The 12313-nt window shown below is 62.8% G+C and carries 11 protein-coding genes; 9 read left to right on the top strand and 2 right to left on the bottom strand.

Features of this window, described 5'->3' with window-relative positions; genetic code table 11:
• The 9 genes from ACWI6D_RS08495 to ACWI6D_RS08455 all read left to right on the top strand — a co-directional run.
• On the top strand, nt 1-539 hold a 539-nt coding region (locus tag ACWI6D_RS08495), incomplete at its 5' end, for an amidophosphoribosyltransferase (RefSeq protein ID WP_449134363.1).
• 208 nt (nt 540-747) lie between these two features.
• The gene (purM, locus tag ACWI6D_RS08490; protein WP_449134362.1) at nt 748-1830 is read left to right on the top strand and encodes a phosphoribosylformylglycinamidine cyclo-ligase; all 1083 of its coding nucleotides are present in this window, start codon (nt 748-750) and stop codon (nt 1828-1830) included.
• A 475-nt stretch (nt 1831-2305) separates the two neighbouring features.
• Complete coding sequence (locus tag ACWI6D_RS08485; RefSeq protein ID WP_449134361.1) at nt 2306-2983, top strand: DUF3800 domain-containing protein; 678 nt, start codon at nt 2306-2308, stop codon at nt 2981-2983.
• Nucleotides 2984-3435: 452 nt separating this feature from the next.
• Complete coding sequence (locus ACWI6D_RS08480; RefSeq protein WP_449134360.1) at nt 3436-4668, top strand: pyridoxal phosphate-dependent aminotransferase; 1233 nt, start codon at nt 3436-3438, stop codon at nt 4666-4668.
• 11 nt (nt 4669-4679) lie between these two features.
• Nucleotides 4680-5468 carry an ABC transporter ATP-binding protein gene (locus tag ACWI6D_RS08475; RefSeq protein ID WP_449134359.1) on the top strand — a complete coding sequence of 263 codons (789 nt, stop codon included), beginning with the start codon at nt 4680-4682 and terminating at the stop codon, nt 5466-5468.
• 80 nt (nt 5469-5548) lie between these two features.
• Nucleotides 5549-6649, top strand: coding sequence for an ABC transporter substrate-binding protein (locus tag ACWI6D_RS08470; RefSeq protein WP_449134358.1), 1101 nt, complete (start codon nt 5549-5551; stop codon nt 6647-6649).
• A gap of 29 nt (nt 6650-6678) precedes the next feature.
• Entirely contained in the window at nt 6679-7440 is a 762-nt protein-coding gene (locus ACWI6D_RS08465) for an ABC transporter permease (RefSeq protein ID WP_449134357.1), read from the top strand.
• Nucleotides 7441-7449: 9 nt separating this feature from the next.
• Nucleotides 7450-8544, top strand: coding sequence for an iron-containing alcohol dehydrogenase (locus tag ACWI6D_RS08460; protein ID WP_449134356.1), 1095 nt, complete (start codon nt 7450-7452; stop codon nt 8542-8544).
• Between the two features lie 135 nt (nt 8545-8679).
• Nucleotides 8680-9894 (top strand): trans-sulfuration enzyme family protein, encoded by a 1215-nt coding sequence (locus ACWI6D_RS08455; RefSeq protein WP_449134355.1) that lies wholly within the window; start codon nt 8680-8682, stop codon nt 9892-9894.
• A 118-nt stretch (nt 9895-10012) separates the two neighbouring features.
• Here ACWI6D_RS08455 and ACWI6D_RS08450 read toward each other — a convergent pair whose 3' ends face one another.
• On the bottom strand, nt 10013-11002 hold the full coding sequence (locus tag ACWI6D_RS08450; protein ID WP_449134354.1) for an XdhC family protein: 990 nt from the start codon (nt 11000-11002) through the stop codon (nt 10013-10015).
• Nucleotides 11003-11226: 224 nt separating this feature from the next.
• Nucleotides 11227-11940, bottom strand: coding sequence for a phosphoribosylglycinamide formyltransferase (gene purN, locus ACWI6D_RS08445; protein WP_449134353.1), 714 nt, complete (start codon nt 11938-11940; stop codon nt 11227-11229).
• Nucleotides 11941-12313: the final 373 nt, after the last annotated feature.

The raw sequence follows: 12313 nt of genomic DNA, 5'->3' as shown, positions 1-12313 counted from the left end.
ACGGCATCGTGAAGAACCGCTACGTGGGCCGCACGTTCATCCAGCCCACGCAGGCCATGCGCCAGCTGGGCATTCGCCTGAAGCTGAACCCGTTGCCGTCGGTCATCCGCGGCAAGCGCCTTGTGGTCATCGACGACTCCATCGTGCGCGGCAACACGTCGAAGAAGCTCATCGAGATGCTGCGCGCCGCCGGCGCCACCGAGGTGCACTTGCGCATCGTCAGCCCCGAGGTGCTGTGGCCGTGCTTCTACGGCATCGACACCGACACGCGCGACCAGCTGATTGCGGCGAACATGACGAACGCGGAAATGTGCGAGTGGATGGGCGCCGATTCGCTGGCGTTCATCAGCCTGCAGGGCCTGCGCGACAGCCTGCCCGACGTGCGCACGCCGGGCTATTGCGAGGCGTGCTTCTCGGGCGATTACCCGGTGGAGATTCCGTCGTACACCGCGCGCAACAGCTTCATGACGAAGGCCGACTTCGCCGAGCAATACGCCCGCGAGGCGGCCGAGGCCGAGAAGACCCAGATCAGCGTGTAAGAAGCGAAGGCGAAGGCTGCCGGTTGCAACCGGTAACCGGCAGTGTGCGAGGTGCGGGGCGCGTCCCCGGGGCAGGCCCGGAAGGCAGGCCCGTGGGGGCTTCAATGCTTTCTCGTGATGCGGCGGTTTCGCGCTTGGGCGCGCCGGTATGGCCTTCGCCATGTAGTAGGTAACAGGTCCTTTGGACTTCAACGATAAGGAGCAAACAGTGAGCAAGCAGGAAGTCACCTACGCAGCGTCGGGCGTGGACATCGCCGAGGGCGCGCGTGCCGTTGACGCCATCAAGGAAACCGTGCATTCCACGTATCGCCCCGAGGTGGTGGGCGACATCGGCGGCTTCGGCGGCCTGTTTTCCATCGCGGCGGCCAAGGACATGGCCGAGCCGCTGCTGGTGTCCGGCACCGACGGCGTCGGCACGAAGCTGAAGGTGGCGCAGCTGGCGGGCAAGCACGGCACCGTGGGCATCGACCTGGTGGCCATGTGCGTGAACGACATTCTGGCGTGCGGCGCCGAACCGCTGTTCTTCCTGGACTACATCGCCATCGGCAAGCTGCGCCGTGAGCACGTGGCCGAGGTTGTGGCCGGCATCGGCGAGGGCTGCCGTCAGGCGGGCTGCGCGCTCATCGGCGGAGAGATGGCAGAGCATCCTGGCGTCATGGATCCCGACGACTACGACCTGTCCGGCTTCACCGTGGGCATCGTCGACAAGCCGAAGATGCTGGATCCCGAAAGCGTGCGCGAGGGCGACGTGCTTATCGGGCTGGCGTCGTCGGGCCTGCATTCGAACGGTTATTCGCTGGCGCGCAAGGTGTGCGTGGAGGGCAAAAGCCGCGAAGAGCTGCTGGCGCCCGTTGAGGCGCTGGACGGCCAGTCGGTGGCAGACGCGCTGCTGACGCCGACGCGCATCTACGTGAAGCAGGTGCTTGGCACGCTCGCGGCGTGCCCGGGCGCGGTGCGCGCGCTGGCGCACATCACGGGCGGCGGCATTTCCGAGAACTTGAACCGCGCGCTGAACGAGCGCGTGGATGCGCAGGTTGACCTGGGCTCTTGGCCGGTGACGGCTGTGGCGAAGTACGTGTGCGACGCCGCCGAGCTGTCCGAGCCGCAGGCGCTCAAGACGTTCAACATGGGCGTGGGCATGATCTTGATCGTGGACCCGGCACGCGCCGAAGAGGTGGAGGCCGCGCTGGCCGAAGCCGGCGAGCAGACGTACCGCGTCGGCCGTATCGTAGCTGGCAAGGGCGAAGTAACCTATACGGGCGAAGGCAACCTCTACGGTTTCGAGGGGTAAACGCCTGCGACGCGCAAAGTGCGCCGGCGAAAGCGCGTGAGAGGGAAAGTGCCGATAAGCGAAATGCCTAGCAAGGGCCGCTGCAGTATTCGGGCCGCAGCGGCCCTTGGCGTTTGACGGTCTTTTGGGCGCGTGTATTTGGTTTTCCGCGCGCAGGACGTTGTCGCGGTCCGCTGTTTCGCTGGAGTTTTTGCTTCTTGGGGCGCGCTCCAGGCCGTTTGATTTGTTGCACAACAAATCAAACGGTTGCTTTGCTACATGGATGCTACCTCGGCCATGTGCTGATCGATAACCCTCATTCCCCGAGAGGGGATGGATTGGTATTTTTATATTGTTAAGCGTACGTATGTACGCTATAATTTGTCTTGTAATACCGCCCTGGTTAGTGGTATAAATAACATTGGTCCTCCCGAAAGGGTCGGCCTCCAAGAGCCGGGGGGTTTCCCCCGGCATTTTATTTATGGAGGCAAAACCTATGCGGGAGATTTCAATATTCGTGGATGAATCGGGCGATGCTGGCGAAACGTCCCGCTTCTACCTGATTACCCTTGTGTTTCACGAGCAGAATCTCAACATCTCCAACGTCATTGCGGTTTACGAGCAAGATTTGGCTAGGCGAAACATGGCGGATATTCCAATGCATTTGGGACCGCTGATGAACGGCAATGATGACTATAAGTTCCTGACGATTGCCGAGCGGAAGCAGTATCTATCCTGCTTCCGTATTCTCGTTGAGCATATGCCATTCTCGTACATTACGCTTGCATATGAAAAGGCGCATTTCAATGACGAGATTGCCAAGCTTCTCATGCGCATGAAACGCGATCTTACACAATTTCTGTTTGATCGCTTCGAGTACCTTAGCCGGTTTGAAGCGGTAAAAGTTTATTACGACAATGGACAAAGCATCGTGACAGAGACAATTCATGATGCGGTCGAATACGTCTTGGCCAAGAACGCGATTATTTATAAAGACGCAAGCCCACGTGATTACAGGCTCTTTCAGGTGGCTGATTATATCTGCTCGCTAGAGCTTATCGATGCAAAATACTCATGCGGAGCTCAAAGCAATACTGACGAGAGGTTTTTCGGTGCTTACGGATCGTTTAAGAAAAACTGGCTAAAGAAGCTACGGAGGAAGCGGCTTGCGTGACGAAGGGGCAAGTTGTTTGTCATGCTTTATAGGTTTCAAGTAATGATTTCTGGTCAATTTTGAGTTTGCTCAAGGTCTTGGGAGTTTCTAGCTTGCTGCTGGTATGACGGGGTGATTTTTGCTGGGAAAGCACAACCCTTTTGGGGTGGTATGTGCTCATGAACTGGGGAAATGCACTGTTTACCAGAATTTTGTAGCAGTTGTGAAACGGTATTGATACGGGTCGTTGTATCTCAACGAGCGGTTACAATCGTTCCCGCTCAAATTTCTTCTGCCTTGTTTTGAGCATTCTGCATATGCGTTTCGGTGCAAGCTTCTACTGACCTCTGCGTCTTTGCTTGCGTGTTGGAGTTTTCGGAACGCTGAATTATTTGCTTCACCTTAAATAAAACGAATTGCTCGCTGCGTTTTGCGGCGGCTTGGTTGTGTGCGCTTTTTGGGCGTGCGGGAAGATGAGTATGCTTGTTTCTCGGTTTATGAGCCGGCGTTTGGGCACTACCTCGGCCATTCGCCAGGCTTTCGAAAAGGCTGAACAACTGAAGAGCGTGTACGGTGCTGAAAACGTGTTCGACTTCAGCATTGGCAACCCTACGGCGCCGTGCCCTGGCGGCGTGCGCTTCGCGTTGGCCGAAACCGAGCGAAACAGTGCCCCTGACCTGCATGGATATATGGACAGCGCCGGATACGCCTCTGTGCGCGAAACCGTTGCGGCATCGCTTGCGCGTCGTTTTGGCACGCCGTATACCGCTGCCGACATCATCATGACCACGGGCGCGGCCGCCGCTATCAACACGTTGATGCAGACGGTGCTCAACCCCGAGGACGAGGTCATCGCGTTCCTGCCCTACTACCCGGCGTACCGTGTGTTCATGGAAAACTGGGGCGCGAACTTGGTGGAAGTGCCGTTCGATCCTGAAACCCTGCTTCCCGACGTGCCCGCTTTCGAGCGCGCGCTGACGCCGCGCACGAAGCTGGTGATCGTGAACACGCCGAACAATCCCTCGGGGCTGGTGTATCCGGCCGAAACCGCTGCCGCCATTGCGGCGGCGCTTTCACGTGCGCAAGAGGCGTTCGGCCATGCAATCCTGCTGCTTTCCGACGAACCCTACCGCGAGCTTTTGTTCGACGGTGCGCAAAACCCCTGGTGGCCGGCCCTGTATCGCAACACGGTGGTGGCATACTCGTTCAGCAAGTCCGCCTCGGTTGCCGGCGAGCGCATCGGTTACGCGGCACTGACGCCGGGCATGGACGAGCACGACACGCTGCACGCCGGCATCCGCCGCTCGCTTGGCGACGTCGGTTTCGTGAACGCGCCCGCCACGGCGCAGCGTATGGCCGCCGCCTGCGCCGACGAACCCGCGCCCGTTGCGTATTACGATCGCAACCGCCGCATGCTGGCCGATGCCCTGCGCGCCGCGGGTTTCACGTTCGTGCCCGGTAACGGCGCGTTCTACCTGCTGCTTGCCGCGCCCGATGGCGACGAGCAGCTGCTGCTCGACCGCCTGGCGGCGTGCCGCATCATCGCGGTGGGCGGCACCGATTTCGGCTGCCCGGGCTATGTGCGCCTTTCGTACTGTTTGGCCCCGGAAGCCATCGCCCGCGCGCTGCCGGCGTTTGCCCAGGTGACACGCGAATACGCACCCGCTCCGCACCCAACTGCCCGCCCCGCTTCGCCTACTGAATAGGAGACCTGCGCATGAAGGACATCACCGTCAGCGACCTGTCGTTTGGCTACGCTGACTCCGACAAGCTCATCCTGCAAGACGTGCAGATGCACGTGCGCGAAGGCGACTTCGTGTGCCTGCTCGGCCAATCCGGCTGCGGTAAGTCCACGTTTCTGCGCCTGATGGCGGGCCTGGAGACGCCCACCAGCGGCACCATCGCCGTGGACGGCCAGCCCATCACGGGCACCAGCCTGGAGCGCAGCGTGGTGTTCCAGGATTACGGCCTGTTCCCGTGGATGTCGGCGGGGGAGAACATCGTTCTGGCCCTGCGCCAGCGCTTCCCCGAGAAAAGCAAGACCGAATGCCGCAGCATCGCGCGCCAGGCCCTGCGCGACGTGGGACTGAAAGACGAGGTGTTCGGTCAATACCCCAAATCGCTGTCCGGCGGCATGAAGCAGCGCTGCGCCATCGCCCGCAGCTTCTCCATGAACCCGCCCATCCTGCTGATGGACGAGCCGTTCGGCGCCCTTGACGCCGTCACGCGCGCTCGCCTGCAGGACATGGTGCTTGACCTGTGGTCGCACGAGACGCAGAAAAAGACCGTGTTCTTCGTCACGCACGACGTGGAAGAGGCGCTGCTTTTGGCCACGCGCATCGTCGTGTTCGGCCAATCGCCGTCGCACGTCATCTTCGAGAAGGAAATCCCGCTTGAGCGCAAGCCGGGCCGCAAGGAGATGTACGAGAGCAAATTCATCATGGATTTGCGCAATGAACTGGTGGAATACATCAACCAGGACGTTATGAACCACGTAGAGGACTAGGGCGCGAACCGGCCCTTCCCGATAGCCCAAGCGCAATCGCGCCGGCACACCGAGAAATCCGCAAGGAAAGGAACATCCGCATGATCAACCACTTCACCCGCCGCAGCTTCATCGGCCTGTCCGCCGTTGCCGCCGCCAGCCTGGCGCTTGCCGGCTGCTCGTCGAACAACGACACCGCCGCCAAGACCGACAACGCCACCAGCACCACCACGGCCGCCAAGGAAACCCCCACGGTGCGCCTGGGCACCACCAACGACGGCCACATTTTCAACGCTATCGCCGATGCGCAGGGCTACCTGGCCGAAGAGGGCGTCAACGTTGAGGTCAGTGTGTTCTCCAGCTCCGACGACGCGTTCCAGGCCCTGTTCAGCGGCAAGGTTGACGTACTTTCCAACAATGGCACGAACCTGCCGCTTACCCACATCGCCTCCGGCCAGGACCTCACCATCTACGCCGGCTACATGATCACCGGCTGCATGCCCATCATCGCGAAGGCCGGCACGAAGTGGAACGGCGTCGAGGACCTGCTGGGCAAGACCATCGCCTGCTCCGGCAACGAGTTCGCCGTGTTCGGCCCGCTGTACGACGCCGGCCACACCATGGACGAGGTGACCACCATCGTGCTGTCCAACCATGCCGACCGCGTGGAGGCCGTGCGCTCCGGCAAGGCCGACTACGCCATCTGCGGCACCAGCCAGAACTACAACATCTCGCAGATCGACGAGGTTGAGGTCATGTGCTACTGCAGCGACATCACGCCCGACTACTCCTGCTGCCGCGTGGCGTCCTCGCAGAAATTCCTGGACGAGAACTCCGAGGCCGTCACCGCCATGCTGCGCGCCTGGCTGCGCGCCCAGGATTGGTACGAGGCCAACCGCGACGCCACCGCCGAGCTGGTGGTGAAGCAGACCGGCTCCACGCTGGAGTATGTGCACGCCTACATGGACAACGAGCACTATCGCCTGAACCTCGACCCGTACCGCACGTCGGTGGAGCGCGCGTGGAACTGGATGGGCGAGATGGGCTTGTTCCCCGACACCGCCGCTTCCATCAAGATCGACGAGCACATCGACACGAAGCTGTACAAGGCGGCGCTGGACGCGTGCACCGAGAAGCACAAGAGCGAAAGCCCCGAGTTCTACACGAAGATGAACAACATCTACGCCGAGTACGACGCGTAAGTCCGAAAGAAACGAGGTAGGGAAGCGGCATGAGCCACGTCAAAGCATTCGTCAAGAAATACTGGATCACCGCGGTGCTTATCGTCGCCATTTGCGGCGGGTACTGGGGCATCACCCACGCGGGGCTGCTCGATTCGGTGCTGTTCCCCACGCCTGAGCGCATTTGGAAGGCGTTCATGACGTATGCGGACACCATGCCGCTGAACTTCACGTCGTCGATGGCGCTTTTGATCCCCAGCCTGGCGCTGGGCACCGTCATCGCGCTGGCGTTGGGCGTGCTCATGGGCATGAACAAGCGCGTGCGCGACACCATTTACCCCATCGTGTACGCCATCAGCGTGGTGCCGGCCATCCTGCTGTCGCCGTTTGCGCTGCACTTGGCGCCGTCGTTCACGGCCGCGTCTATGTTCCTGATTGTGTACAACACCATCTGGGCCACGCTGTTTGCCACGGTCACCGGCATCATGACCATCGACAAGCGCTACCTGGACAACGCCGCCACGCTATGCCTGAGCGGTCCGAAGAAGCTGATGAAGGTGATTGTGCCGGCGGCCATGCCGTCCATTCTGTCCGGTTTCGTCACGTCGCTGCGCAGCTCGTTTCTGGTGCTTGTGTTCGCCGAGATGTACTCCGCGCAGTACGGCATGGGCTACTTCGTGAAGAAGAACGCCGACTTCGGCCTGTACGACAACACGTGGGCGGGCTTCTTGTTCATGATCTTGGTGCTGGTCATTGTCATGCAGATCTTCGAGAAGATCAAGAACCACCTGCTACGTTGGACGATGGACTAGGGAGCGAACATGGCGAAGACGGAGTTTGTGGACGTTGCGTACAAGACGGGCGCGGGGCGCTACCTGCAGCAGGCCGACGCGCTGGAGCTGGCCGGCGGCGAGGTGGCGCGCCTGGGCAGCCGGGCGTTCGTGGTAGGCGGGCCGAACGGCCTGCGCGTTGCCGGCGCGCGGCTGGGCGCATCGCTTGAGGCGGCAGGCGTGCCGTTTGACGTGCAGGAATGCGATTATCCCACGTCGTACGAGGCTGCTGAGCGCCTGGCTGGTGCGGCGCGCGAGGCCGGCTGCAACGTGGTGGTCGGCGTTGGCGGCGGGCGCGTGATGGACCTGGCGAAAGCTGTGGCCGCTACGGGCGGCTGGCCGGTGGTGGAGGTGCCCACGTCCGTTGCCACGTGCGCGGCGTTCACGCCGCTGTCGGTGATGTACCACGAGGACGGGTCGTTTCGCGATACGTGGCGCTACGAGCGCGAGATCGACGTCGTGGTGGTGGACACGCAGGTCATGGCCACACAGCCGGCGCGCCTGATTGCCGCCGGCGTGCTTGACGCCATGGCGAAGGTGCCCGAGCTGGCGCACGGCAGCTGTGCGCTGGATGCGGAAGGCGAAGACGTGCAGCGCTGGTGCGCGTACCGTTACGCGCAGGTGAACAATGCCGAGCTGGAACGCTGCGCTCCGGCGGCGTGCGCCGAGGCGGCCGCGGGCACGCCGAGTGCGGCGCTTGAGCGCGTGGTGTTCCTGAACGTGGCGTTGACCGGCATCGTCAGCGCGCTGACGCGCGGGTTTCACCAAACGGCGCTGGCGCACAAGTTCTACGACGGCATGCGCACGCTGTACGCGCAGCGCGCCGCAGGGTACCTGCACGGCGAGCTGGTGGCAATTGGCCTGGTCATGCAGCTGGTTTACAACGGCGATGAGGCCGAAGCGGCGCGCGTGCGGCAGCTGATGCGCCAGCTGGGCATGCCGGCAACGTTGCCCGAGGTGGGCGTCGCGCGCGATGACGCGGGCATCGAGGGCCTGAAGCGCTACATCGACGACGGCGAGTTCATCGGCGCCGATACGGCCGACCAAGCGCGCTACGACCAGGCGTTTAAGGCCCTGTTCGCGTAAGGGTGTTGGGAGCGCGGGGCGAGCGCGCGGCCGCAGCGCCGGCCTTCGCCTTTGCCACCCCCCCCCAGGCCCTTTCGGGCACGAGCGGGCCGCTTCGGGCGGTTCGCTGTACGACATATAAGAGTAAGGAAGCAGATGAACGAAACGAATCTTGAGGGCGCCGGGTTCACCACTCGCGCCATCCATGCTGGTCAGGAGCCTGACCAGGCGTTCGGCGCGCTGGCGGTGCCCATTTACCAGACGTCGACGTTTTGCTTCGACAGCGTCGAGGACGGCATGGCGAAGTTCGACGGTACGAAGGACGGCTACGTGTACTCGCGTGGCGGCAACCCAACGCGCCGCGCGCTTGAGCTGAAGATGGCCGCCATCGAGGGCGGCGAGGACTGCGTGGCGGCCGGCAGCGGCATGGGCGCCATCAGCTCCGTGCTGCTGACGCTTTTGGCGGCGGGCGACCACGTTATCGTGGGCGACTGCGTGTACGGTTGCACGAACGTGGTCATCCGCGACGTGCTGCCGAAGTTCGGCATCGAGGTGACGCCGGTTGACACGGCCGACCTGGACGCCGTTGCAGCTGCCATCAGGCCGAACACGAAGATGGTGTACTTCGAGACGCCCACGAACCCGCTCATGAAGGTCACGGACATCGCCGGTGTGAAGCGTGTGGCGGGCGAGAACATCCGCGTGGTGGTTGACAACACGTTCGCGCCGCCGCCAGTGCAGCGCCCGCTTGCCTGCGGCGCCGATATCGTGGTGCACAGCGTTACGAAGTACCTTAACGGCCATGGCGACGTCATCGCCGGCGTGGTGGTTGGCACGGCCGACGACATCGCGCAGATCCGCAACATCGGCGTGACGAAGGTCAGCGGCGCCATCTGCGCGCCGTTCGACGCGTTTTTGATCATCCGCGGCCTGCAGACGCTTGGCATGCGCGTCAAGCGCCACTGCGCCAACGCGCTGGCCGTGGCGCGCTACCTGGAAAGCGTGCCGTGCGTCAAGCGCGTGCTGTACCCCGGGCTTGAAAGCTCGCCGTACCACGAGCTGGTGAAAACCCAGATGAACGGCCTGGGCACGGGCATTCTGTCCTTCGAGCTGGCCGATAACGTCAACGGGCTGTCCGGTTTCGAAGCGGGCAAGAAGCTGCTGAACGCGCTGCGCCTGTCGCACATCGCCGTCAGCCTGGGCGACCCGGCGTCGCTTATCCAGCACCCGGCATCCATGACGCACCACAACGTGTCGCCCGAGGTGCGCGCCGAGATGGGCATCACCGACGGCCTCATCCGCTTCTCGGCCGGCCTTGAAGACGACGAAGACATCATCGCCGACTTCAAGCAAGCCTTCGCCACGCTGTAAGGCGAACTATCGTGCCGCAAAGTGCTCCGGTACTTTACGGCATTTTCGTCATAGAGAAAAGCAAGCGGGCCCGCGGTTAAAGCTGCGGGCCCGCTTGCGTGCTTTCGTTGTCGGTGCGTTAGCGGCCGAGGCTTGCGTCGTGCTTGGCTTGCGCTTCGGCGCTGTAGCGCTGGCGGTAGCGCACGTCCACCAGCTCGGCAACGATGGCGATGGCCAGCTCGGCGGGGGTTTTCGCGCCGAACTTCAGGCCGATGGGGCGCTTGATGCGCTCCCACTGCTCTTCGGAAGCACCGCGCGCGATCACCAGGTCGTGCACGGTGGAGTTCTTGCCCTTGCAGCCCATCATGCCCACGTAATGCACGCCGTGGCGCACGGCCCACACGCAGCTGTCGGGGTCGAACATGTGGCCGCGCGTCAGCACGCACACGTAGTCGCCGGGCGCGGGCGTTAGGCTGGCCAGCCCGTCGAAGTTGCCGCCTTCAAGCAGCACACGCGTGGCGTCGGGGAAGCGCTCGGGCGAAAGGTACGCCGGGTCGTAGTCGACGGCCGTGACGGCGAACCCCACGTGCGCAGCCAGCGCCGACACCTCGGCCGCCGCGTCCGATGCGCCGAGCAGCCACACGCGCACCTGGTCGAACAGCGGCACGGAAAGCCAGGTCAGGCCTTCGAATTGTTCGTTGTGCATGCTCGGGCCGCGCGTGACGTCCTTCATCTGAAACACGTCGCGCGGGCTCGGCGTGCGCGCGGACACGATTTCCTTCGCGTCGTTGCAAAAGAACACGGCGCCTTGCCCGTCGGCCGAGCCCACGTCGCCATACTTCTTTGTGACCTCGTTGTCGGTGTTGGCCTGCGCTGCGGCGGCGTCCCACACGATCTTGAAGCCCAGCCAAGCCAGGTCGCCCTCGTCCATGGCGCGCGCGGCGCGCTCGAACACCGGTGCATCGGCTGCCGTGAGCGCGGCGGCAAGTTTGCCCAGGTCATCGGGGGATACGTGCGCGTTGCCTGCCAGCGCCTGCGCGCTGAAGCACGGGAAGTCCTCGACCGAAAGCTCCACCGCGCGCCCAGCGCGCAGTTCGGCAGCAATGCTCTCCAGCAGTTCCTTGTTCATGTAACCACCTTCACATCGTATGGTACTCACATTGGGTATGCGTCTTTGAGGCACCAGTTCTCGATGCCCCGAAATTCAGAAAAATCAGCAAGTTGCTTTACCGGCATTGACGTGGGGTACTTTCGTTTTCCCACGTCAGACGCTTGCAGGAAAATGAGTATTTCGGGGCGCGTGAAAACCACCGGGCGGCAAAGCGGAGCGCTCTGCCGCCATTTCTGTGCTTGCTATCGCAGCGTGCCCACGTGGCGACGCAGGGTGTAATGCCCTTGATGCGTGCCGACGGTGCATGCGCTGGCGGCCTTGTCCTGGGCGGCTGCGCCGCCTTCGGGCGCTACGTGCACGTGGCCGGCGTCGTCGACGCTTACGCGGCCGGCGGCAATCCAGCCGAGCACGCGCGGGTACAGCTCGTGCTCCACCTGGTGAATGTGCGTCTCGAGCGTCTCAAGCGTGTCGTCCTCGGCAACGCGCACCGGCTCCTGCGCCACGATGGGTCCCTTGTCGTAGTCCTCGTTGGCGAAGTGCACGGTGACGCCCGTGACCTTCACGCCCGCCGCGAACGCATCGGCGATGGCGTGCGCGCCCTTGAACGACGGCAACAGTGCCGGGTGCAGGTTCAGCACGCGGTTCGGGAACGCGTTCAGCATGACCGGCGTGACCTTGCGCATGTAGCCGGCCATAACCACATACTCGGCGCCGGCAGCTTGCAGCTCGTCGACGATGCGCGCGTCCGCGGCGTCGGGGTTAGCGTACACCGACCGGTTAAGAGCGGTCACCGGGATGCCAGCGGCTTTCGCGCGCTCGATGCCATACGCATCGGGACGCGAGGAAATCACCTTCACCACCTCAACGGCCAGACCCTTTGCGGCCTCGTCGATAATGGCCTGCAAGTTCGTGCCGCTGCCAGAAAGCAGCACGCCGATCTTTAACTTCTCAGTCACAGTTAGCCTTTCGTTCAGCGGGCGCTCGGCGCAGGTGCCGCGTCCGCAATTTCAATGCCTTGCCGTCAGTATACGCGCTGGCGGCAAGACAGGCGCCTTGCCGCCAGCAAGTGCCATCAAGTATTCAGGCGGTTCGGCGGGGAAATGTCGCGCATCCACCCCCGCCGTTGCGCAGTTCGCCTGTTGCTTTGCCGTTTTCGCCCCGCCGCCGCACCGCGGGCTTTATGATGGACGCATGCGAAACGGGCTTTCCCGCCCGGGGCACTCACCCCCCAGGTTCGGTAATTCGCGGGCGCGCGCCCGCTTTGCGACAGGAAACGGTTTGGAAGGAGCAAGTAAGTGGCAGATCCGAAGGTCAAGCGCGTACTTATCT

Source organism: Senegalimassilia sp. (assembly GCF_977052095.1).
The sequence above is the reverse complement of the archived record's forward strand: the minus strand, read 5'-3'. Positions and strand labels throughout refer to the sequence as shown.